Source organism: Actinocorallia aurea (assembly GCF_054783995.1).
In genome coordinates, this window is the sequence record NZ_BAAGPQ010000006.1 from 281,335 (window position 1) to 303,454 (window position 22,120).

Here is a 22,120-nt window from a genome sequence, read left to right on the forward strand (position 1 = left end):
ACTTTCCGTCTCGAAGGCTTTGGCGGAGGAGAGACGGACGGCACGCGAAAGCACCGGCCCACCTGGCCGGATTCCACCGAAGAGGCTTCAGCCCGCTGCGTCCGTCAGACGGCGAGAGGGGGAAGCACCACGTGCCAGTACCTGTTCACATCGGCAGGATACACATCCTTTCCCCTCGAACCTCTGCGTACCGAAGATCGTTCGAGGCGGGACCTGCCGCTCGTCTCAGCACGGATGCTGCGGGCCCGACCCCGGGATCTGCGCGCGGCCTATGGCCAGGTACTGGGCGGGGGCGTGATCGACCTGAAGCGTGGTGTGCGCGATGCCCAGGTCGTGGAGAAGGGCCTCCAGCTCGGCGCGGACGGCGTGGCAGTCACGGCCGGGAGCGACGAGAACGTGTGCGGAAGCCGCGGGCATGCCCGAGGTGATCTGCCAGATGTGCAGGTCGTGGACCTCGCTGACGTAGGGGCTCGCGGCGAGGAGCGGCCCGACCCGCTCTGGCTCCAGGCCCGCGGGCGCGGCCTCCAGAAGGATCCTTCCGGACTCGCGGACGAGCCCGACACCCGCCTTGACCATCAGCACCACCACGACGAGGGTCGCGATCGCGTCCGCCCGCACGAACCCGGTCGTGACCATGACCAGGCCGGCCACGGCGGTGGCGATGAAGGCGAACAGGTCGTTCAGGATGTGCTGGAACGCGCCTTCGACGTTCAGGCTCGACCGGTTGGCCTTGGAGAGCATCCACGTGGCCAGGAGGTTCACCGCGACCCCGACGAGCGCCGTCACCAGGACGAGGCCGCCGCCGACCTCCGGAGGCGCCAGGAAGCGGCGCACCGCCTCGTAGGCGAGCCAGGCCGCCAGCAGGAGCAGGGTGAGCCCGTTGGCCTGCGCGGAGAGGATCTCGGCCCGCTTCAGGCCGAAGGTGTAGCCGCCTTTCGGCGGACGCGCGGCGAGCCGCATCGCGATCAGCGCGAGCACGATCGACATGGCGTCGGTGAGCATGTGCGCGGCGTCGGACAGGAGCGCCAGCGACTGGGCCACCAGGCCGACGACGACTTCGCCGGCCATGAACGCGGTGATCAGCGCGAGCGCGGCCGTGAGCCACTTGCGGTCGGCATCCGCACCCACGGCGTGGCCGTGGCCGTGCCCGTGGGCGTGGTCGTGCACCGCGGTGCTCATGCCAGGCCCGCCGGGATCTCGTCCGCGGCGCGCACCGCCCGCCCAAGGCCCGAGTCGCGCTCGGGGTGCCCTGTGGCAGGGGCGTGGCCGACATGGGTGAGCGCGACGTCCAGGAGCATCCGCACATGGGCGTCGGCGAGCCGGTAGTAGGCCATCCGCCCCGACCTGCGCGAGGTCACGACCCGGTGGGCGCGCAGGAGCCGCAGGTGGTGGGAGGTCGCCGACTCGCTCGCCCGCGCGACCACCGCGAGATCGCACACGCACATCTCCCCTTCGAGCAGCGCGACGAGCACCCGCAGCCGCCCGGGATCGGACAGCAGGCCGAAGACGTCGGCGAGTTCGACGACGTCCTCGTCTCCGGGCATGGCCTCGGCCACGACGGCGACCCGCGCGGGATCGACGACCCGGACGGCGCAGCCGTCCACGATCATCTGCTCATCTGAACCATTGCTCATATATCAAGGCTAGCCCGGCACCCCCTGCCGTGTCACGGCCTACCCGACATCCGCCGACGTCCAACCGGCGCGGCCCGGCGATCGGAGGCTGCGGATGCCGCACAACGAATCCTTCGCTACTGGAGGCAAATAGTCCATATTTATGAGCCATTGCGGCTTATTAATGTTCGATCTTCACGAAATTCGGCCTGTGGACAACTCATTTCGGGGAGTACGACATGGCACTGTCGAGGGAGTGGTCGGTCGAGGCGGGAGGTGTTCCGGTGATGGTCTGGACGGCTGTGGCACGGGTGCGGGAGGCGGGGTTCGCGGCGGCTTCTGCGCTGCTGGGCGGAATGGGGGAGCGGTGTGCCGAGAAAGCCGGCGAACGGTCGGTGAACCGCGCGCCGGAAGAGAGGAGTGCGCATGGGCGGAGAACGCGGGGGCACGCGACGGGTCATCCTCGGACGGGGGACCTGGCCCGAGGCGAGCCGGATCGCGGAGATCCTGCGGGCCGAGACCGTCGGCGGCGCGCTGCTGCTCGCGGGCGCGCTCCTGGCCCTGGCCTGGGCGAACTCACCGTGGAGTTCTTCCTACGCGGCGGTGCGCGAGTTCACCGTCGGACCGCAGGCTCTGCACCTCCACCTCTCCCTGGAGACATGGGCGGCCGACGGCCTGCTGGCGATCTTCTTCTTCGTGGCCGGTCTGGAGCTGAAACGCGAGTTCGTCGCGGGCGACCTGCGCGATCCGCGGAGAGCGGCCGTGCCGGTGGCGGCGGCGTGCGGCGGAGTGGTCCTGCCCGCCCTGGTCTTCCTGGCGATCACCCGGGCCACTCCGGGCGCGGCCAAGGGCTGGGCCATCCCCACGGCGACCGACATCGCCTTCGCCCTGGCGGTGCTGGCGATCCTCGGCCGCTTCCTTCCGACGGCACTGCGGACCTTCCTGCTCGCCCTCGCGGTCGTCGACGACCTCATCGCGATCGTGATCATCGCGATCTTCTACACCGCGGACCTGGCGGTGCCGCCCCTGCTGGCCGCGCTGATCCCGCTCGGCCTGTTCGCCCTGCTGGTGCAGCGCCGGATCCGCTCCTGGTGGCTGCTGCTGCCGCTCGCCGCCGCGACCTGGACCCTCGTGCACGCCTCGGGCGTCCACTCGACGGTGGCGGGAGTACTGCTCGGATTCTCGGTGCCCGTCCTGCGGAGCCGGAAGGCCGGAGGTCCCGAGGCGGGTCCGGGCCTGGCGGAGCACTTCGAGCACCGCTTCCGCCCGCTCTCGGCGGGGGTGGCGGTCCCGCTGTTCGCCCTGATGTCGGCGGGCGTCGCCCTCGGCGGGGCCGCCGGGCTGGAGAGCACGATCGCGGATCCGGTGGCCCTGGCGGTGTTCACAGGACTGGTCCTCGGCAAACCGGCCGGGGTGATGCTCGCGACCTGGCTGGTCTCCCGGCTCAGCCGCGCCGACCTCGACACGGACCTGTCCTGGCTGGACGTCCTCGGCCTGTCGCTGCTCGCGGGGATCGGCTTCACGGTGTCCCTGCTCATCGGGGAGCTGGCCTTCGGGACGGGCGAGACGGCGGACCACGTCAAGATCGCCGTGCTGGCCGCCTCGCTGACCGCCAGCCTCCTGGCAGCGGCAGTCCTGCGCCTGCGCAACCGCGCCTACCGCCGCATCCACGAGGAGGAGACGCGCGACGACGACCATGACGGCATCCCGGACGTCTACCAGCGCGGCTGACGGCTTCGAAGCGGCGGAGCACGTTCCCGATCGCCGTCCGGCGGCTCATGAACCGGCCGGACGGCCGACCCGGAGCCACCGGACGTTCGGGACGGACGTGGCCGGCGAAGAGAGGAGCGCGTTCCGAACGTCAGAACACCGGGGTGCCCGCGCGGACCAGCTTCCAGTTGAGGACGTGGAAGTCGGCGGCGTCGATGACGCCGACGGCCGAGGCGTGGTCGATGAGGGCCTGGCGGATCTCGACCTGCCGGTTGTAGACGACCGGCGCGGTCGTGATGTGCGGGAAGCCGCCGCCTCCGGACTGGCGGTAGTTGTTGACGGCGACGACGAACTCCTGCGCGGCGGAGACGGGAACGCCCGCGTAGGCGAGGTTCACGATCCGCGCGCCCGCCGGCTGGGAGATGTCGATGTCGTAGGTGACGCCCGAGAGCTGGTCGTACAGGTAGTCCGGCACACCGTTCGCGTTCGTCAGCGTGGCGGTGTCCACGGGGGCGCCGACGGGGAGCCTGGTGAAGTACTTGGCCGAGTACTCCAGGTACTCCTTCACCTGCGCGCCCGTGAGGACGCTGCCGAGGAGGGTGTTGTCGTAGATGTACAGGCCGGCGATGTCCCGGATGGAGACGTCTCCGGCCGGGAAGACCGCCGTGCGGGAGAAGGGGGCGCAGATGGAGAGAACGGGCAGCGTCTCGTAGGCGGTCCCGGCGAGGCCGTCCTTGACGGTCCGGGCCTGGACGTCCTGGATGAAGTCGAGGATCGGGGTGTCCTTGTAGCAGGACTCCGCGGTGCTCAGTTCGGCCACGGAGGTCGCCACGACCTGGTTGACGTAGGCGACGGTGGTGTCGTGCTGCGGCTTGATCAGCGCGACGATCGCCGGGTCCTCTTCGACGGTGTTGGAGTTCACGGTGATGGCCGACTTGGCCGTCACCGTCCAACCGCCGCGCTTCGCCGGGGCCAGCGTGAAGTCCATGACGGACAGGCGTCGCCCCCAGTAGGACGGCTCCGACAGCAGGACCTCTGCGCCGGTCTCCTTGTTGAGGACGAAACGCTCGGCGACCTCCCGGTGGGAGTGTCCGAAGAGGATCGCGTCGATGCCCGGCACCTGCTCGGCGACCATCGCCGAGGCGTTCTCCACGGGGAGGTCGTCGCCGTACGAGGAGAACCCGTTGTCGCCCGCGTGGGCGGTGACGATGACGACGTCGGCCTTCGCGCGCAGGACGGGCACCCACTTGCGGGCGGTCTCGACGAGGTCGAGGAAGCGCAACTTCCCGTCGACGTAGGCCTTGTCCCAGATCGCGACGCCCGGGTTGGTCAGCCCGAGCACGCCGACCTTCACCGTCCTGCCGTGCCCGACGCGCATCTTCTTGATGACGTAGGGCTCGTAGGCGGGCACGTCCTTGGCGGCACGAACGGCGTTGGCGCCGAGGACCGGCGCGTCCATCTGGCGGATCCACAGGTCGAGCAGCGGCAGCCCGTAGTTGAACTCGTGGTTCCCGAGGGTCACGGCGTCGTAGCCGATGGCGTTCATCGCGCGCGCCATCGGGTGCTCCACCCGGGTCTCGGTGATCGGTTCGACCTTGGCGTAGTAGGTGGCCAGGGGTGTGCCCTGGATCGTGTCGCCGGAATCGAACAGGAGGGTCCTGCCGCGGCCCCGGTCGGCGCGGATCTGCTCGACGAGGCTGGAGATCTTCGCCAGGCCGATGTCGTTGTGCGCGCTGTCGTCGAACTCGGCGTTCTTGAAGTAGTCCCAGTTCAGGCAGCATCCGTGCAGGTCAGAGGTGCCCATCACGGTGATCGTGACGGACTCGTCGCCTGGCGCCTTCGGCTCGGCCCCCGCCGCCCCTTGCCACCCCGCGGCGGCCAGCGCAGCCGCCGCGCCGATGCCCCCTACCGCCTGCCGCCGCGAGATCTCGACCCCGTCCATGCCCACCAGCCTCTCGAACGCACTCCGGACGCAAACACCACGACCGTAGCCCGCCCGAGCAGTCATACGAATGATCAGGTTCTGCCCAAGCTCCCCGACTCATCTGGCAACCTCCGCCCTCGACGCCCGGTCGGCACCGGGATCAGGCCGGAGGGTCCGCCGGGCAGGGGCGGGGGCTCTCGGAGCCGGGCGAGACGCTGGGGTGCGGTGCGGTCCCCCAGGCCCGCAGGAGGCGTGTCGGCACAGGAAGATCGCAGTCGCCGAACGCGCCTCTGTAGCGCCAGGGCCCCGTGCCCGTCCGGGTCCAGAGGTGGAAGCCCCTGACGAGGTAATAGCGGTCGTCCTTGGGCTTCTTCCCGAACACGACGCCGTAGTAGCCGGTGGGCCGCTCGCTCCCGATCCCGGCCACGTCTTCGCCTTCGGGAGCCTTCTTCGCCGCCTCGGCCGCGGCCTTCCACGTCTGGGCGCTGATCTCCAGCGGCCAGACGGTGCCCGGGTCGTCCCGTTCGTCGGCCGGGACGTCGGGAGACGGGCTGATCGGCGCCACCGTGGCCGTCGGCCCCGGCGCGGCCTTGGTAGAGGGCTTCTCCCCGGCGAACATGCCGCATCCGGCGACCGAGCACAGCGCCGTCAAGGCGATCAGCGTTCTCCAGACGGGCATCGCGCGCATCCGATCATGAGGGGATGCGCAGACCGTACAGCACGGGCATCTCGGATCGGAACGCTCACGCGGAGCCGTCCGGGTGGGCGGCTCCGCGAGTGCGGGTCAGGCGGGCAGGAGGGCGTCGAGGTCGGCGCGGATCTCCTCGGGCGTGACGGTCGGCTCATAGCGGCGGATCACCGCGCCGTCCGCGCCGACCAGGAACTTCGTGAAGTTCCACTTGACCTCGTCGGTGCCGACGGCCTCGGGCCGGGTCTTGCTGACGTGCTCGAAGAGGAAGCCGTTCGCCGGGCCGAAGTCGCCGGGAGCGGCGGCCCGCAGGTGCGTGTAGAGCGGGGCGGCGTCCGGCCCGTTGACGTCGATCTTCGCCAGCACGGGGAAGGTCACGTCGAACTTCACCGAGCAGAAATCCTGGATCTCCGCATCGGTGCCGGGCTCCTGGCCGCCGAACTGGTTGCAGGGAAAGCCCAGGATCTCGAGGCCGCGGCCCTTGAACTCCCGGTACAGCGCCTCCAGGCCCTCGTACTGCGGGGTCAGGCCGCATTTGCTGGCGACGTTCACGACGAGCACGGCCTTGCCCGCGAGTTCGGCGAGGTCGCGCCGGGTGCCGTCGGCGGCCGCCACCTGGAAATCGTGCACGCTCATGGAGGTTCTCCTCACTAGCCCGTCAACAGATCCCTCGACACTAAACGAAGGCCCGGCCTCCGCCGGTCAATGCACCAGCGCCAAAGGCAACGAGCGCAGGCCGGCGACCACCGAAGAACCGTTGTGGCGCGCGGGCCCGGTGCGTTCCAGCGTGCGATACCGGGTCGTCAGCTCGGTCAGGGCGAGGCGCAGTTCCATCCGGGCCAATGCCGCGCCGAGGCAGAAGTGCGGACCGAACCCGAAGGCCAGGTTCAGCGCTTCGGAGGTCCGGGTGACATCGAAGGCTCCCGCTGTAGGACCGAACGCCGAGGGGTCGCGGTTCGCCGCGCCGTAAAGGAGCATCAGCTTCTCGCCCTCACTTATCCGGGCCCCGCCGAGCTCCACGTCCGCCGTGGCGGTGCGCAGGAAGTACACCACGGGCGACGTCCACCGCAGGATCTCCTCGACCGCCCCCGGGATCAGCCCGGGGTCCGCGCGCAGCAGCCCCCACTGGGCGGGGTCGTCCGCCAGCGCCAGGAGGCCGCCCGACAGCGCGTGCCTGGTCGTCTCGTTGCCCGCGACGAAGAGCTGGATGAGGAACATGACGAGTTCGCCGTCCGTCAGCCGCTCCCCGTCGAGTTCGAGCACCGCGAGCTGCGAGATGACGTCGCCGCCCGGATCCGCGCGCCGCGCGTGCGCCTGCTCCACGAGGTACAGGCCGCACTCCATGCGCAGGGAGGTGCGCTCCTCCTCCGGCAGCTCCGACGCCCCGGGGACGAACGCCTCCGACCAGGCATAGAACCGCGGCCAGTCGTCCTCGGGAATGCCGAGCAGAAGGCAGATCACCTGCAGGGGCAGGGGTACGGCGAACTCCCCGACCATCTCCTTCGGCTCCGCGTCGAGAAGCGTCCCTACCCGGACGCGTACAACGTCCTCCAAGCCGCGCAGGACGGAGCTGCGGAACGCGGGCGCCACCAATCTCCGGTAGCGGGTGTGCTCTGGCGGATCTGTATGCAGGAGCGTAGGCGGTCGCTCGTAGGTGACGCCCAGTTCCTCCAGAAGGATGCCGTCCCGGTTGCGGAAGGAGGCCGCGTCCGTCACCGCCTTGAGCACGTCCGCGTGCCCGCCGACGATCCAGAGCGGCAGCTCCGGATGACGTACGGGGCCGCGCCCGTGCAGTTCGGCGTAGAAGTCGGCCGGGTGCCCGTCCGTGTAGTAGCCGTCGGGGAAGCCCTTCATCTGAGGACGGCCTCTGGACGGGGGATCCCGAACGCGTCGCAGAGCGCGTAGTACGCCCCGATCAGGGTCTCGGAATCGACGACTCCGGCCACCGTCCCGTCTTCGGCGTACTCCACGTAGGCGCCCTCCACCATGAAGAGCACGTCGGTGTCTTCGAGCACGGTGAGCGTGTGCACGGAACCGGGCGGTTCGTGGATGAACGTCCCGGCCACGTAGTCCACGCCCTGTTCCGCGTAGCACCACCGGCCGGAGAAGGTGAATCCGTTCACCGGGCCCGTGTGCTTGTGCGTCGGGAGCCGGTAGCCGGCCTTGAACCTGTTGCGCACCGCGAATCCCGTGGGGGTGGCCCGCAGGAGCTGGATTCCGACGTCTCCCGCGTACACCCACGGGACGTCCGCCTCGTGCACGTGCCCTACCTGAAGCGCCTCCACACCGACTCCTTTCGTCCGAGCAAACGCTAGGTTGTGCACCAAGCGGGCGCAAGGGCACCACGGAAAAGGTCCTTCTGCGACAATCAGCCCGGTTGAGTGCTCAGGGAACGCCGAGCGGTCCCCTTGCCCCAGGAGGCACCAGTGGCGACGCTCGTCGCGGAGAAGAGCCGGACAGACCGGCTCGGGTGGGCCTGGCGCGTCCTGGTCTGCATACTGCTGTTCCTGTCCGGGCTGACGACCAGCACCTTCCAGGTCGAGCAGGAAGGGTCGCTGGCCCAGCTCTACGAGGACGTGCGGTCCGGGCGGGCGGAAGAGGTCGTCTACCGCTTCGAAGAGGACCAGGACGGCTACGACCTCGCCGTGCACTGGTCGACGAGCCCGTTCACCTGGTACGAGCACCTCGAGGGCGGCAGCAGCGGACCCGTCCCCCCGCAACTCCTCGAGGCCTTCCCCGAGGACTTCTCAGGTCCTCAGGGCCACACCTTCCCTGAGGACCTGGCCATTGCCAACAGCGTCGGGCACGTCCGCGTCGAGCGCACCGACGGCTACGACCGCACCCGCGCCGAGAACACCTTCTGGGTCAGCTCCCTCTCCGGCTGGTGGAAGGTCCCCATCCTCCTCATCGCGGTGGCGCTCTTCACCGTCATGCTCCGCACCCGCGACCACCGGTACGCCAACCGCTGGGCCTGGTTCTGGCTGTTCCTGTGCACACCGGCCGGCATGATCGGCTACCTCCTCCTGGAGCGCAGCCCCGGCATCGAAGCCGCGGCCCCCCGGGCGACCCCGCCCATGAAGGGCTACCGCGGCTTCGTCTTGGGCGCGATCCTCTTCCCGCTCCTCTTCGCCGCCCTGGGCTTCGGCGTCGGCCGACTGCCGCTCTAGGCCACTTCCGCCGCGGGAGCCCCGGCACCCTCCCGTCCCACGGAGCCCCGGAGCGAGCCAGAGGCGAGCAGATACTGCGCCGCGATGTACGTCAGCATCACCAGCACGCCGTGCATGGGCAGCTCCCGGTCCGCGATGCCGAAGGCGATGAGCGAGTCCGAGACCAGGAACAGCGCGCCGCCGACGCCCGTCCGGACACCGTGGACCGCCGACACGACGGCGGTCGACGTCAGCAGCAGCGAGTACACCGCCACCGGCACCTGGAGATCGCCGAGCCCCGGCCACAGCACCCCGACGAGGACCGCCCAGACCACCGCGTACGCGCCGGCGATCAGCCACCTCCGCCGCCCGTCGGCCGCGAACGACCGCCCGAAGAACACGACGTAGCAGACGTGCGCCGCCGCGAAGAACCCCATCCCGACGATGAACAGCCCGTCGAACTCCAGCGCGATGTCCCCACCCGCCGAGAGCAGCAGCCCCCACACCACGAGCCGCGCCCCACCCCGCCGCCACAGCCACCACGCGAGCACCGGCATCAGCAGCGCCTTGGTGACGAACCCCGCAACCCCCCACTCCGCCCCCACCGCCACCAGCTGAACAACCCCCAGCCCAAAGAACAACCCCAGCCCGACCCCGGACTCCGTCCAGCCCCGCCCGCCACCTTTAACACCCACACCCGACAAATCACTCATGGCCGGATACTAAAGCCACCCTCACATCCAACCCACCATCGATCCACCCTCGGCCATCCCCGCCCCTGGACCGCCACATGTCGCCCCAGCGAGACCAGATCACAGTCCGATTGCCACGATCCTGGCGAAAACGACCGCCGCCGCATACAAGCGGATGAACTCGGCCCCACAGTCGACGAGAGCCCAACCCACGCACCCCTGCACACCAAGACCGCAGCCCTGGCCCCTAATAAGCCTGGCCATCACCGAACGAGGCACCTGGCACACCAACGAGCCCACCGCAGCCTCGGACATCACCGACCGAGCAGCCGCCTCCAAGCCACCTACTAACCCCGCAACAACAAAGACCCCACTCCGGATCTCCATCCCGAGCGGGGCCTTACCAAGCAGAGCGGATGACGGGAATCGAACCCGCGTGGTCAGCTTGGGAAGCTGGAGTTCTGCCATTGAACTACATCCGCGTGGTGGGGGTTGAGGCCACCGGGAGTAGGTTAGCAGGTTTGGGGGTGTGGTGGGAGTGGGGGCGGGGGGCGGTAGCGTTGGGCGGGTGTTGCTCTCTGATCGGGATATTCGGGGTCTGGTGGAAGCCGGGCAGGTCGGGATCGAGCCGTTCGATCCGGGCATGGTTCAGCCGTGCTCGGTGGATGTGCGCCTCGACCGGTACTTCCGGGTGTTCGAGAACCATCGGTACCCGCACATCGACCCCGCCGAGGAGCAGAGCGATCTGACGCGGCTCATCGAGGTGGCGAAGGGCGAGGCGTTCATCCTGCACCCGGGTGAGTTCGTGCTGGCGTCGACGTACGAGCTGTTCGGGCTGCCGCACGACGTGGCCGCCCGCCTTGAGGGCAAGAGCTCCCTCGGCCGGCTCGGGCTGCTGACGCACGCGACGGCCGGGTGGATCGACCCCGGGTTCTCGGGGCATGTGACTCTGGAGCTCTCGAACGTCGCGACGCTGCCGATCAAACTGTGGCCCGGCATGAAGATCGGGCAGATGTGCCTGTTCCGGACGTCGTCGCCGGTCGAGCACCCGTACGGGTCGACGAAGTACGGCTCGCGGTACCAGGGCCAGCGCGGGCCGACGCCGTCGCGCTCGTACCTGAACTTCCACCGCACCGAGATCAAAGACTGACGCGAAAACCGCGAAAAAGGGGAGCCCGCGGGCTCCCCTTTCGCGTCTCCGCCCGAAGAAGGCCCGGGTCGGAGCGCGAAAGGCGAAGCGCCCGCCCCCCAGAGGGACGGGCGCTTCGCCTTATCGGCTGAGGGTCACTCGGCGGCGGCGACCGCGGGCTCGCCCTTGATGCTCTTCAGGAGCAGCTGGGCCACGTCCACGACCTCCAGGGACTCCTTGGCCTCGCCGGAGCTCTTCTTCTCGTTGATGGCGTCACCGAGCATCACGAGGCAGAAGGGGCAGGCGGTGGAAACGGTGTCCGGGTTGGTCTCCAGGGCCTCGTCGACGCGCTCGGTGTTGATGCGCTTGCCGATGCGCTCTTCCATCCACATGCGCGCGCCGCCGGCGCCGCAGCAGAAGCCCTTGTCCTTGCAGCGGTGCATCTCCTGCGTCTTGACGCCGGGGACCTTCGCCATGATGTCGCGCGGCTGCTTGTACACCTTGTTGTGACGGCCCAGGAAGCACGGGTCGTGGTAGGTGATGTTCTCGTCGATCGAGGACACCGGAACGAGCTTTCCGTTGTCGACGAGGTCGGCGAGCAGCTGCGTGTGGTGGACGACCTCGTAGTGGCCGCCGACCTGCGGGTACTCGTTGGCGAGGGTGTTGAAGCAGTGCGGGCAGGTCGCGACGATCTTCTTGACGCCCGCGTCGTTCAGCGTCTCGACGTTCTGCTGGGCCATGCCCTGGAACAGGTACTCCATGCCCAGACGGCGGGCGGGGTCACCGGTGCAGGCCTCCATCGGGCCGAGGACGGCGAACTTGACGCCCGCGGTGTGCAGGAGTTCCGCGACGGCCTTCGTGGTCTTCTTCGCGCGGTCCTCGAGGGCGCCGGCGCAGCCGACCCAGAACAGGTACTCGGCGTCCTCGGGGATCTTCTCGTCGATGACCTCGACCTCGAAGTCGAGTTCCTCGATCCACTCGAGGCGCTTCATCTCGCCCATGCCCCACGGGTTGCCCTTGTTCTCGAGGTTGCGCAGCATAACGCCGGCCTCGGACGGGAAGGACGACTCGATCATGGCCTGGTAGCGGCGCATGTCCAGGATGTGGTCGATGTGCTCGATGTCCACGGGGCACTGCTCGACGCACGCGCCACAGTTGGTGCAGGACCACAGGACGTCGGGGTGGATGACGCCGTCTTCGCCGACGAGCGGCTTGTCGACCTGCATGGCGAGCTTCTGCTCGTCGGTGAAGGCCTCCTTCTGCTCGTCCGTGGCGAGCATGTAGGGGGCCTTGGCGAAGGCGTGGTCGCGCAGCTCGAGGATGACCATCTTCGGCGACAGCGGCTTCTCGGTGTTCCAGGCGGGGCACTGGGACTGGCAGCGGCCGCACTCGGTGCAGGTCGCGAAGTCCAGGAAGCCCTTCCAGGTGAAGTCCTCGATCTTGGACCGGCCGAAGAGGTCCTCGTCGGGGTCGGCCTCCTCGAAGTCGAGGAGGGAGCCGTCGGGCTTGGTGACGGGCATCGCCGCGCCGAGGCCGTTCGGGCGGCGCTTGAACATGACGTTCAGCGGCGCGATGAAGATGTGGAGGTGCTTGGAGTTCACGACGATGACGAGGAACACCAGCGCCACGCCGATGTGCAGCAGCAGGCCGACGGAGGCGAGGACCTTCAGCGTGGTCTCGCCGAGGCCGTCGAGCAGGAGGCCGACGCCGTAGGAGCCGAAGGCCGCCTTGCCGAACGGGAAGTACTCCTCGCCCGTGACGGTCTCCAGCGCGGCGAGGGTGCCGCGGAAGAAGAACATCGTCCAGATCACGTTGGCGATCATGAAGAGGATCAGCCAGGCGCCGCTCAGGTGCGAGCCGGAGAACCGGGACTTGCGGCCCAGCTTCTTCGGCGCGTTCTTGATGCGGATCGCGGTGAAGGTGATCAGGCCCAGGGCGCACATCACGGCGATGAAGTCCTGGATGAAGCCGATCGGGCCCCAGGTCTGGAGGAACGGGATGTGGGTGTGCAGCCCGAACAGCAGCGCGATGCCCGCTTCGAGGTACACGGTGGCGAGCAGGAAGAACGCCCACATGACGAAGAAGTGGGCGAGACCCGCCACGGTCCACTTGAGCAGCTTCTTCTGCCCGAGGACCTCGGTGACCTGTCCTTCGACGTCACCCTTGGGGTCGCGCTTTACGCTCGCCACGCGGTCAGGGGCGGGTTGCCCGCTCTTGAACAGCTTGACGAGGAAGGCCACACGCTTCCCGGCGAGCGCTAGCGCCACCGCCGTTCCGGCAAGCCCGATGATCAATGTGATCAGGAACACTGTTCCGTCCTCCTGGGGTACGGCCATTGGCTGAAAGCGTAGGGCTCGCCGCCAGCTCGTTCTCACGCGGGTCCCGAATTGTACCGACGGGTAACTTACCAAGCCAGAGCCGTGCGCTCGCACCGTAGTGGAGCGGTCAACGCTTGAGGTACCCCGCGTTTCCCGTTCGTGACACTACAGACCTTGGATTGGGCGATTTGTGACGTTAGTCTCAGCGGCGCCCCCATCCCCAGGAGCACGCCGAGGCCGAGCCGCCTCAACCGGTATCCCACCCCCCAAGGAGCCGTGTCCATGCGTCGCCTCATCGCCTCCGGGCTTGCCGCGGTGGCCGTCGCCCTCGGCCTCGCCGCGGCCCCCGCGCAGGCCGCCAACGAGTACACCCCCTCCGAGGCCGACTTCGCAGACTGCCCGGCCAAGCCCGCCGGCGCCTCCGACTGGACGTGCTTCGTCCTGACGGCGCTCGACGGCCAGTTCCGGCTGAAGAACATGAAGGCCCGGATCAACTCCCCGTACCGCCTCACCATCGGGCAGGGCACGGTGAACGGCGCCAAGACCGCCGTGCTCGGATCTCTGAAGGGCGACCCCATCCCCTTCGTGACGGGCGTCGTCGGCGGCGGTCCGCTGGAGATCCCCGACCCCACCGGGTGGCAGGTCCAGATCGAAGCCACCGGGGAGGTCTCGCCCGGCGTGCTCGTCCCCTCGAAGGTCGGCCTCAAGGCACGCCTCATCGGCGACGGCCTCGGCGCCAACTGCTACATCGGGTCGAACGCCGCCCCCGTCGTCATCGCCCCGCGCATCCAGTGGACGCTGCCCTGGATCGTCGACGGCAAGCTCCTCACCAAGGCGAAGGTCTACGACGACGTCTTCGCCATCGACTGGGCGACCGGCTGCGAAAGCCAGCTCCCCAACGTGTTGATCGGGGCGGCGAACGCCACGAGCAACCACTTCGACGCCACGTGGGCGATCCGCCACAAGACCTTCTAAGGACGCTGCGATGAGATTCCGCCGTACCGGGGTCGTCCTTGGCGCCCTCGCCCTTGCGCTCGGCCTTACCGCGCCGGCTTCCGCGGCCGAGCAGTCCTACGTGCCTTCCCCCGCCGACTTCGCCGACTGCCCCGCCCAGCCCGCGGGCGTCACGGAGTGGAACTGCTACGTCTCGATCGCCCTGGAAGGCGGCTTCACCCTCGGGACGAAGAAGAACATCCGCATCATCCTCGACAAGCCCCTCCGGGTCACCGCGGCCGAGGGCAAGGCCGCGGACGGCTCGACGGTGACGGCCTGGGGCGGCATCACCCAGCCGCAGAACCTCAAGGTCGTGACGGTCCTGCCCGGCACGAACGTGATCCTCTCGACGCTGCCGGAGATCGAAGGCCGGCTCGTCGGGGTCGGGCTGAACCGGCCCGACTCGATCCACGAGTTCAAGGTGAAGTTCCAGCTCTGGAGCCCGGGCGGGCTGCTCGGCCAGAACTGCACGATCGGCACGGACGCCGCCCCCGTCGTCCTCAAGCCGCAGAGCACCGCCACCCTTCCGTGGTTCTTCTGGCTCACGCCCGGGATCAAGATCTGGGCGAACGACGACCAGTACGCCCTTCCGGCGTCCACAGGCTGCTCCACCTACCCGCTGCTCGGACACCCCGACGACCTTCTCGGCCTCCCCTCCGCTTCCGGCGTGAACTCCGCGAACTTCGTCTGGGCGGTCCGGCAGAAGAAGTACTGACCTCCGATCCCTCCGACGGGGCCGCATCCAGGTCCCCGACCAGGCCGAACGGGCCCGCTCGCCTGACCCCCGACAGGCGAGCGGGTCCGTTCTTCGTTTCCCGGACGAGCGGGTACATCCCGGAATAGGCTGCGTCACACCGATGTTCCAGCAAGTAAGTTGAGCGAGCTTGACTCAACTCATTTGACAGCAGCGGGCGCGCGGGGCATTCTGGGACCCGTCAGAGCCCCGATGAGACAGACGGAGGAAGCGGACGATGGCACGTGCGGTCGGTATCGACCTCGGGACGACCAACTCGGTCGTCGCGATTCTGGAGGGCGGCGAGCCCACCGTGATCGCAAACGCGGAGGGGTCGCGGACCACGCCGTCCGTCGTGGCCTTCGCGAAGAACGGCGAGGTGCTCGTCGGTGAGGTCGCCAAGCGGCAGGCCGTCACCAACGTGGACCGGACCATCCGCTCGGTGAAGCGTGAGATCGGCACCGACTGGAAGGTCGGGATCGACGGTAAGGACTTCACCCCGCAGCAGATCAGCGCGTTCGTGCTCCAGAAGCTGAAGCGCGACGCCGAGGCCTACCTGGGCGAGAAGGTCACCGACGCGGTGATCACCGTCCCGGCCTACTTCAGCGACCACCAGCGGCAGTCCACCAAGGAGGCCGGCCAGATCGCGGGGCTCAACGTCCTGCGCATCATCAACGAGCCGACCGCGGCCGCCCTGGCCTACCACCTCGAGCGCGAGGGCGAGGCCACCATCCTGGTCTTCGACCTCGGCGGCGGCACCTTCGACGTCTCGCTGCTCGAAGTCGGCGACGGCGTCGTGGAGGTCAAGGCCACGAGCGGCGACAACCACCTGGGCGGCGACGACTGGGACAACAAGGTCGTCGACTGGCTGGTCACCAACTTCAAGAACGCCCACGGCGTGGACCTCTCCAAGGACAAGATGGCGCTCCAGCGCCTGCGCGAGGCCGCGGAGAAGGCGAAGATCGAGCTGTCCTCCTCCTCGGAGACCACGATCAACCTGCCGTACATCACCGCCTCGGCCGAGGGCCCCCTGCACCTCGACGAGAAGCTGACCCGGGCGGAGTTCCAGCGGCTCACCTCCGATCTGCTCGACCGGTGCAAGGCGCCGTTCCAGCAGGTCATCAAGGACGCCAAGATCACCGTCGACAAGATCGACCACGTGGTCCTGGTGGGCGGCTCGACCCGTATGCCCGCAGTGACGGAGCTCGTCAAGGAGCTGTCCGGCAAGGAGCCGAACAAGGGCGTGAACCCGGACGAGGTCGTGGCCGTCGGCGCCGCGCTCCAGGCCGGCGTCCTGAAGGGCGAGGTCAAGGATGTCCTCCTGCTCGACGTCACCCCGCTGTCCCTCGGCATCGAGACCAAGGGCGGCATCTTCACCAAGATCATCGAGCGGAACACCACGATCCCGACGAAGCGCTCGGAGACCTTCACCACGGCCGACGACAACCAGCCGTCCGTGGAGATCCAGGTCTACCAGGGCGAGCGCGAGATCGCGGCGTACAACAAGAAGCTCGGCACCTTCCAGCTCACCGGCCTGCCCCCGGCGCCCCGCGGCGTCCCGCAGATCGAGGTGGCCTTCGACATCGACGCCAACGGCATCGTGAACGTCTCGGCCAAGGACCTCGGCACCGGCAAGGAGCAGTCGATGGTCATCTCCGGCGGCTCCGCGCTGCCGAAGGACGACATCGACCGGATGATGCGCGAGGCCGAGCAGTACGCCGAGGAAGACCGCCGGATCAAGGAGCAGGCCGAGATCCGCAACCAGGCCGAGACCCTCACGTACTCGACGGAGAAGTTCGTCAAGGAGAACGAGGACAAGCTGCCGGAGGACCTCAAGAAGGAGGTCACCGACGGCATCGCCGAGGTGCGCAAGGACCTCGAGGGCACCGACACCGACGCGATCAAGGCGTCGGCCGAGAAGCTGGCCCAGTCGTCGCAGAAGCTCGGCGCGGCGCTCTACGCCCAGCAGCAGGCCGACGACTCCGCGGCCTCCGCGCCCGGCGCCGACTCCAACGCGCAGGACGACGAGGTCGTGGACGCCGAGATCATCGACGACGACAAGGACACCAAGTGAGCAGTTCTCAGGAAGAACCGGTGATCCGCGACTCGCGGCGCATCGATCCTGAGACGGGCGAGCTGCGGACCCCTTCCACCGAGGAGGAGTCCGCGGCTCCGGCCGACGAGGCGGTCGATGAGGCCTCCGCGGAGTTGCGCGAGCAGCTCGAGGAGCGCACCAAGGACCTTCAGAGGCTCCAGGCCGAGTACGTGAACTACCGCAAGCGGGTGGAACGCGACAGGGTGGCCGTGCGGGAGCAGGCCATCGCGGGCGTGCTCACCGATCTGCTGCCGATCCTCGACAGCGTCGACAAGGCCCGCGAGCACGACGAGCTCGTGGGGGCCTTCAAGTCCGTGGGCGAATCCCTGGAGACGACCCTCGGCAAGCTGGGGCTGGAGCGCTACGGGGCGGTCGGCGATCCGTTCGATCCGAACGTGCACGAGGCCCTGACCCACGTCCCGTCCGCGGATGTGGAGGAGGAGTCGGTGCTGGAGGTCTACCAGCCCGGATACCGGATCGGCGAGCGCGTCGTCCGGCCGGCCCGTGTGGTCGTCGCCGGACCGCAGGCCTGAACTGACACCTGTCCCGGGGGCGGTGGCCCGCCCCCGGGACCAGATCCGAAGCACATTTCGAAGGGGAGCCGGTGAGCACCAAGGACTACCTTGAGAAGGACTATTACAAGTCCCTGGGTGTCGCCAAGACCGCCACCCAGGACGAGATCAAGAAGTCCTACCGGAAGCTCGCTCGCAAGTACCACCCCGACGCCAACAAGGGCGACGCCGAGGCCGAGGAGCGGTTCAAGGAGATCTCCGAGGCCTACGACGTCCTGTCCGACGACAAGCGCCGCAAGGAGTACGACGAGGTCAGGGCGTACGGGGGCGGCGCGTTCCGCGGCGGGGGTCCGGGCGGCGGTCCGCAGGGCTTCGACCTCAACGACCTTTTCGGCAACGCGCCGGGAGGGGCCGGGGCGGGCGAACGCCTCGGCGACCTCTTCGGCGGGCTGTTCGGCCGCGGCGGCGGCCAGACCCGCACCACCTCGGCACGCCGGCCGCGCCGTGGCCAGGACGTCGAGTCCGAGGTGACCCTGACGTTCAGCGAGGCGCTCGACGGCATCACCGTCCCGCTGCGGCTGTCGTCCGAGGCGCCCTGCCAGACGTGCCGGGGAACCGGCGCCAAGGCGGGCACCCTGCCACGGGTCTGCCCCTACTGCGACGGCACCGGCCAGGAGACCCGCAACATGGGCGGGTTCGGCTTCGCCGAGCCGTGCAGCCACTGCCACGGCCGCGGCATGGTCGTCGACGACCCGTGCCCGACCTGCAACGGCAGCGGCCGGGCCATCGGCACCCGCACGATCCAGGCGCGCATCCCCGCGGGCGTGAAGGACGGCCAGACCATCCGGCTCAAGGGCAAGGGAGCGCCCGGCGAGAGCGGCGGCCCGGCGGGCGACCTGCTCGTCAGGCTGAAGGTCTCCGGCCATCCCGTCTTCGGGCGCGACGGCGACAACCTCACCGTGAACGTCCCGGTGACGTTCCCCGAGGCGGCCCTCGGCGCGGAGATCCTGGTGCCGGTGCACGGCGGCCAGCCCGTCAAGCTCCGCATCCCCGAGGGCACTCCGAACGGCCGGACCTTCCGGGTCCGCGGCCGGGGCGCGACCCGCCGCGACGGCACCAAGGGCGATCTCCTGGCGACCGTCGAGGTGAACGTGCCACAGAAGCTGTCGGACGAGGAGCGCAAGTCCCTCACCGAGCTTTCGGAGACCCACCGCGGCGACGACCTGCGCCAGAGCCTGGTGCAGCAGGCGAGGGAGGGGTAGCAGTGGAGTTCCCCGACGACACCCCGGTCTACGTCATTTCGATCGCGGCGCAGCTGTCGGGCCTGCACCCGCAGACACTGCGCACCTACGACCGTATGGGGCTGGTCTCCCCAGGCCGGGCGTCCGGCCGTGGCCGCCGGTACTCCGCACGCGACATCGCCGCGCTGCGCGAGATCCAGCGGCTCTCCCAGGAGGAAGGGGTCAATCTCGCGGGCATCAGCAAGATCCTCGAACTCCAGCGCCAGAACGACGAGCTGAGAGACGAGTTCGCCCGGCTGCGCAGGCTCGTCGAGGAGCTGGGCAACGAACTCGAATCCACCCGCGCCGTCGCCGCCAGACTCGCGCAGATGCGCGGGGAAGGGCGCGGAGGCGACCTGGTCCCCATCCGGCAGACCGGGGTCGTCCTCTGGCGGAAACAGCAGGACTGAAGGCCTATCAACGCGGGGGTTGATCCATGGACTACAAGCTGACCAACAAGAGCCAGGACGCGGTCTCGGTCGCGGTCCGCCGGGCGGCCTCGGAGGGCAGTCCGCAGGTCGAACCGGCCCATCTGCTGGCCGCGCTGCTCTCGCAGAGCGAAGGCACGTCGGTGCCGTTGCTGGAGGCCGTCGGGGCGGATCCTTCGGCGATTCGCCGACGCACCGAGGAGATCATCGCGGGCCTGCCGAAGGCGCAGGGCTCGACGGTGGCGGCGCCCCAGACGTCGCGGCAGCTCCTCGCCTCGCTGAACACCGCGGCTTCGCGCGCCCGCCAACTCCAGGACGAGTACGTCTCCACCGAGCACCTCCTGGTCGGCCTCGCGACCGACGGCGGCCAGGTCGCCGAACTGCTGCGCGAGTACGGCGCCTCTCCCGACGCGCTCCTCGACGCGTTCGAGAAGGTCCGCGGGCACGGGCGCATCACCAGCGAGAACCCCGAAGACACCTTCCAGTCTTTGGAGAAGTACGGCGTCGACCTCACCCAGAAGGCGCGGGACGGCAAACTCGACCCGGTCATCGGCCGCGACTCCGAGATCCGCAGGACCGTCCAGGTGCTCTCACGGCGCACCAAGAACAACCCCGTGCTCATCGGCGAGCCCGGCGTCGGCAAGACGGCCGTCGTCGAGGGGCTCGCGCAGCGCATCGTCACCGGCGACGTGCCGGAGTCGCTGCGCGACAAGCGGCTCATCTCGCTCGACCTCGGCGCGATGGTCGCGGGCGCGAAGTTCCGCGGCGAGTTCGAGGAGCGGCTGAAGGCCGTCCTGAACGAGATCAAGGAGTCCGAGGGCCAGATCATCACGTTCATCGACGAGCTGCACACCGTCGTCGGAGCGGGCGCGGCCGAAGGCGCGATGGACGCCGGCAACATGCTGAAGCCGATGCTGGCACGGGGCGAGCTGCGCATGATCGGCGCGACCACGCTGGACGAGTACCGCGAGCGGATCGAGAAGGACCCGGCGCTGGAGCGCCGCTTCCAGCAGGTGTTCGTGGGCGAGCCGTCCGTCGAGGACACCATCGCGATCCTGCGCGGGCTCAAAGGCCGCTACGAGGCGCACCACCAGGTCCAGATCTCCGACTCGGCGCTCGTCGCCGCGGCGACCCTCTCGGACCGCTACATCACCTCCCGGTTCCTGCCGGACAAGGCCATCGACCTCGTCGACGAGGCCGCTTCCCGGCTGCGGATGGAGATCGACTCCCGTCCGGTCGAGATCGACCAGCTCCAGCGCACGGTCGACCGGATGAAGATGGAGGAGATGGCGCTCGCCAAGGAGTCCGACGAGGCCTCCCGGCAGCGGCTGGAGAAGCTGCGCGCCGACCTCGCCGACAAGCAGGAGCACCTGCACGGCCTCGTCGGCCGTTGGGAGCAGGAGAAGGCGGGCCTGAACCGGGTCGGCGAGCTGAAGAAGAGGCTCGACGACCTGCACAGCCTCGCCGAGCGGGCACAGCGCGAAGGCGACTTCGAGACGTCGTCGCGGCTCCTGTACGGCGAGATCCCGACCCTGGAGAGGGAGATCTCCCAGGCGTCGGAGGAGGCCGAGACGCGCGGCGCGATGGTGAAGGAGGAGGTAGGCCCCGACGACGTCGCGGACGTGGTGTCGGCGTGGACGGGCATCCCCGCAGGGCGCCTCCTGGAAGGCGAGACGGCCAAGCTGCTCCGCATGGAGGACGTCATAGGCGACCGCCTCATCGGGCAGCGCGACGCGGTCATGGCGGTGTCCGACGCGGTCCGACGCTCCCGCGCCGGCGTGGCCGACCCGGACCGTCCGACGGGCTCGTTCCTGTTCCTCGGCCCGACCGGCGTCGGCAAGACCGAGCTGGCCAAGGCCCTCGCGGACTTCCTGTTCGACGACGAGCGGGCGCTGACCCGGATCGACATGTCGGAGTACTCCGAGAAGCACAGTGTCGCCCGGCTCGTCGGAGCCCCTCCCGGTTACGTCGGGTACGAGGAGGGCGGGCAGCTCACCGAGGCCGTACGGCGCAGGCCTTACAGCGTGGTGCTGCTGGACGAGGTCGAGAAGGCCCACCCCGAGGTCTTCGACCTGCTGCTCCAGGTGCTCGACGACGGCCGCCTCACCGACGGCCAGGGCCGCACCGTCGACTTCCGCAACACCATCCTCATCCTGACCTCCAACCTCGGGTCGCAGTACCTCGTCGACCCGGCGCTGACGAAGGAGGCACAGCGGGAGGCGGTCATGAAGACCGTCCGGATGGCGTTCAAGCCGGAGTTCCTCAACCGGCTCGACGACGTGATCGTCTTCGACGCGCTCTCGCAGGACGAGCTCGCCCAGATCGTCGACCTCCAGGTCCACCGCCTGGCCGACAGGCTCGCCGACCGGCAACTCTCGCTCAAGGTGTCGCCCGACGCCCGCGCCTGGCTCGCCCGCACAGGCTTCGACCCGGCTTACGGAGCGCGTCCGCTGCGCCGCCTCGTCCAGACCGCGATCGGCGACCAGCTCGCCCGCGGCCTCCTGTCGGGCAGCATCCGCGACGGCTCCGAGGTCACCGTCGAGGTAGACCCCGCCACGGACAAGCTCGTCGTCCGCTCCACGGTCCCGCTCAGCAAGCGCTGACTCCTTTCGAAGCCCGCCTCTCCACCCCGGGGAGGCGGGCTTTCCCATGTCCGCCCGCCGCGCCGGAAGGCACCCGATTCCGTGCGGGAAATGCACACGACCCGCCCATTCCACAATTCCAAGAAAAAGGGGTTGACACCTCGCGCGGCCCGTGGGTAATGTTCCCGGCATGGAGATCTGATCCCTTCCGGTTGAGCCGCCCAGCGGCTCCCGCGGCACGGTGAGAGCCCTCAGGCTGCCCTTAGCGCCCGCCACC

19 protein-coding genes and 1 tRNA gene are annotated in these 22,120 nt (G+C 69.0%); 10 read left to right on the forward strand and 10 right to left on the reverse strand.

What is annotated here, in order from left to right:
* Window positions 1-225: 225 nt before the first annotated feature.
* Both ACYVOM_RS09650 and ACYVOM_RS09655 read right to left on the reverse strand, forming a co-directional pair.
* A complete protein-coding gene (locus tag ACYVOM_RS09650) occupies window positions 226-1,179 on the reverse strand; it encodes a cation diffusion facilitator family transporter (RefSeq protein ID WP_460302905.1) in 954 nt (317 codons plus the stop codon).
* Entirely contained in the window at window positions 1,176-1,634 is a 459-nt protein-coding gene (locus ACYVOM_RS09655) for an ArsR/SmtB family transcription factor (protein WP_460302906.1), read from the reverse strand. Before ACYVOM_RS09655 ends, ACYVOM_RS09650 begins: the two co-directional genes overlap by 4 nt.
* Window positions 1,635-2,039: 405 nt before the next feature.
* Between ACYVOM_RS09655 and nhaA the strand changes: the two genes are divergently transcribed.
* Window positions 2,040-3,344: a Na+/H+ antiporter NhaA gene (gene nhaA / locus ACYVOM_RS09660; protein ID WP_460302907.1), complete on the forward strand. Its 1,305-nt coding sequence runs from the start codon at window positions 2,040-2,042 to the stop codon at window positions 3,342-3,344.
* A 130-nt stretch (window positions 3,345-3,474) separates the two neighbouring features.
* Here the strand turns inward: nhaA and ACYVOM_RS09665 are convergent, their stop codons facing one another.
* The 5 genes from ACYVOM_RS09665 to ACYVOM_RS09685 all read right to left on the reverse strand — a co-directional run bounded on the left by ACYVOM_RS09665 (window position 3,475) and on the right by ACYVOM_RS09685 (window position 8,220).
* A complete protein-coding gene (locus ACYVOM_RS09665) occupies window positions 3,475-5,265 on the reverse strand; it encodes a 5'-nucleotidase C-terminal domain-containing protein (protein ID WP_460302908.1) in 1,791 nt (596 codons plus the stop codon).
* A 142-nt stretch (window positions 5,266-5,407) separates the two neighbouring features.
* The gene (locus ACYVOM_RS09670) at window positions 5,408-5,926 is read right to left on the reverse strand and encodes a hypothetical protein (protein ID WP_460302909.1); all 519 of its coding nucleotides are present in this window, start codon (window positions 5,924-5,926) and stop codon (window positions 5,408-5,410) included.
* Between the two features lie 105 nt (window positions 5,927-6,031).
* Window positions 6,032-6,571 carry a glutathione peroxidase gene (locus ACYVOM_RS09675; protein ID WP_460302910.1) on the reverse strand — a complete coding sequence of 180 codons (540 nt, stop codon included), beginning with the start codon at window positions 6,569-6,571 and terminating at the stop codon, window positions 6,032-6,034.
* A 66-nt stretch (window positions 6,572-6,637) separates the two neighbouring features.
* Entirely contained in the window at window positions 6,638-7,789 is a 1,152-nt protein-coding gene (locus ACYVOM_RS09680; RefSeq protein WP_460302911.1) for a cytochrome P450, read from the reverse strand.
* Complete coding sequence (locus ACYVOM_RS09685) at window positions 7,786-8,220, reverse strand: 2,4'-dihydroxyacetophenone dioxygenase family protein (RefSeq protein ID WP_460302912.1); 435 nt, start codon at window positions 8,218-8,220, stop codon at window positions 7,786-7,788. The genes ACYVOM_RS09680 and ACYVOM_RS09685 overlap by 4 nt, the downstream gene beginning before the upstream one ends.
* Before the next feature lie 141 nt (window positions 8,221-8,361).
* Between ACYVOM_RS09685 and ACYVOM_RS09690 the strand changes: the two genes are divergently transcribed.
* Window positions 8,362-9,102, forward strand: coding sequence for a hypothetical protein (locus ACYVOM_RS09690; protein ID WP_460302913.1), 741 nt, complete (start codon window positions 8,362-8,364; stop codon window positions 9,100-9,102).
* Here the strand turns inward: ACYVOM_RS09690 and ACYVOM_RS09695 are convergent.
* Both ACYVOM_RS09695 and ACYVOM_RS09700 read right to left on the reverse strand, forming a co-directional pair.
* Complete coding sequence (locus ACYVOM_RS09695) at window positions 9,099-9,686, reverse strand: lysoplasmalogenase (RefSeq protein WP_460302914.1); 588 nt, start codon at window positions 9,684-9,686, stop codon at window positions 9,099-9,101. The two genes, ACYVOM_RS09690 and ACYVOM_RS09695, sit on opposite strands and share 4 nt — an antisense overlap.
* A gap of 498 nt (window positions 9,687-10,184) precedes the next feature.
* A tRNA-Gly gene (locus ACYVOM_RS09700) sits at window positions 10,185-10,255 on the reverse strand.
* 86 nt (window positions 10,256-10,341) lie between these two features.
* On the opposite strand from ACYVOM_RS09700, the gene dcd reads away from it, so the two are divergent.
* Window positions 10,342-10,923 carry a dCTP deaminase gene (gene dcd / locus ACYVOM_RS09705; RefSeq protein WP_460302915.1) on the forward strand — a complete coding sequence of 194 codons (582 nt, stop codon included), beginning with the start codon at window positions 10,342-10,344 and terminating at the stop codon, window positions 10,921-10,923.
* A 134-nt stretch (window positions 10,924-11,057) separates the two neighbouring features.
* On the opposite strand, the gene ACYVOM_RS09710 is transcribed toward dcd, so the two are convergent.
* Window positions 11,058-13,238: a (Fe-S)-binding protein gene (locus ACYVOM_RS09710; protein WP_460302916.1), complete on the reverse strand. Its 2,181-nt coding sequence runs from the start codon at window positions 13,236-13,238 to the stop codon at window positions 11,058-11,060.
* Window positions 13,239-13,502: 264 nt separating this feature from the next.
* Here ACYVOM_RS09710 and ACYVOM_RS09715 point away from each other — a divergent pair, with 264 nt between their 5' ends.
* The 7 genes from ACYVOM_RS09715 (at window position 13,503) to clpB (ending at window position 21,864) form a co-directional block, all read left to right on the forward strand.
* A complete protein-coding gene (locus ACYVOM_RS09715) occupies window positions 13,503-14,195 on the forward strand; it encodes a hypothetical protein (RefSeq protein WP_460302917.1) in 693 nt (230 codons plus the stop codon).
* Between the two features lie 10 nt (window positions 14,196-14,205).
* A complete protein-coding gene (locus ACYVOM_RS09720; protein WP_460302918.1) occupies window positions 14,206-14,928 on the forward strand; it encodes a hypothetical protein in 723 nt (240 codons plus the stop codon).
* A 256-nt stretch (window positions 14,929-15,184) separates the two neighbouring features.
* Window positions 15,185-17,020 carry a molecular chaperone DnaK gene (gene dnaK / locus ACYVOM_RS09725; RefSeq protein WP_460302919.1) on the forward strand — a complete coding sequence of 612 codons (1,836 nt, stop codon included), beginning with the start codon at window positions 15,185-15,187 and terminating at the stop codon, window positions 17,018-17,020.
* Window positions 17,017-17,574, forward strand: coding sequence for a nucleotide exchange factor GrpE (gene grpE, locus ACYVOM_RS09730; protein ID WP_460302920.1), 558 nt, complete (start codon window positions 17,017-17,019; stop codon window positions 17,572-17,574). The genes dnaK and grpE overlap by 4 nt, the downstream gene beginning before the upstream one ends.
* A 71-nt stretch (window positions 17,575-17,645) precedes the next feature.
* Complete coding sequence (gene dnaJ, locus ACYVOM_RS09735; RefSeq protein WP_460302921.1) at window positions 17,646-18,815, forward strand: molecular chaperone DnaJ; 1,170 nt, start codon at window positions 17,646-17,648, stop codon at window positions 18,813-18,815.
* 2 nt (window positions 18,816-18,817) lie between these two features.
* The gene (locus ACYVOM_RS09740) at window positions 18,818-19,243 is read left to right on the forward strand and encodes a heat shock protein transcriptional repressor HspR (protein WP_460302922.1); all 426 of its coding nucleotides are present in this window, start codon (window positions 18,818-18,820) and stop codon (window positions 19,241-19,243) included.
* Window positions 19,244-19,269: 26 nt separating this feature from the next.
* A complete protein-coding gene (gene clpB / locus ACYVOM_RS09745) occupies window positions 19,270-21,864 on the forward strand; it encodes an ATP-dependent chaperone ClpB (protein WP_460302923.1) in 2,595 nt (864 codons plus the stop codon).
* The last annotated feature ends 256 nt before the right edge of the window (window positions 21,865-22,120 follow it).

Bases quoted from the DNA above. Each gene is read 5' to 3' on its own strand.
- ACYVOM_RS09720 (WP_460302918.1), top strand. From the start codon at position 14,206: ATGAGATTCCGCCGTACCGGGGTCGTCCTTGGCGCCCTCGCCCTTGCG.
- nhaA (WP_460302907.1), top strand. From the start codon at position 2,040: ATGGGCGGAGAACGCGGGGGCACGCGACGGGTCATCCTCGGACGGGGG.
- ACYVOM_RS09675 (WP_460302910.1), bottom strand. From the start codon at position 6,571: ATGAGCGTGCACGATTTCCAGGTGGCGGCCGCCGACGGCACCCGGCGC.
- ACYVOM_RS09680 (WP_460302911.1), bottom strand. From the start codon at position 7,789: ATGAAGGGCTTCCCCGACGGCTACTACACGGACGGGCACCCGGCCGAC.
- ACYVOM_RS09670 (WP_460302909.1), bottom strand. From the start codon at position 5,926: ATGCCCGTCTGGAGAACGCTGATCGCCTTGACGGCGCTGTGCTCGGTC.
- ACYVOM_RS09665 (WP_460302908.1), bottom strand. From the start codon at position 5,265: ATGGACGGGGTCGAGATCTCGCGGCGGCAGGCGGTAGGGGGCATCGGC.
- ACYVOM_RS09715 (WP_460302917.1), top strand. From the start codon at position 13,503: ATGCGTCGCCTCATCGCCTCCGGGCTTGCCGCGGTGGCCGTCGCCCTC.
- ACYVOM_RS09710 (WP_460302916.1), bottom strand. From the start codon at position 13,238: ATGGCCGTACCCCAGGAGGACGGAACAGTGTTCCTGATCACATTGATC.
- ACYVOM_RS09655 (WP_460302906.1), bottom strand. From the start codon at position 1,634: ATGAGCAATGGTTCAGATGAGCAGATGATCGTGGACGGCTGCGCCGTC.
- ACYVOM_RS09650 (WP_460302905.1), bottom strand. From the start codon at position 1,179: ATGAGCACCGCGGTGCACGACCACGCCCACGGGCACGGCCACGGCCAC.
- dnaK (WP_460302919.1), top strand. From the start codon at position 15,185: ATGGCACGTGCGGTCGGTATCGACCTCGGGACGACCAACTCGGTCGTC.
- clpB (WP_460302923.1), top strand. From the start codon at position 19,270: ATGGACTACAAGCTGACCAACAAGAGCCAGGACGCGGTCTCGGTCGCG.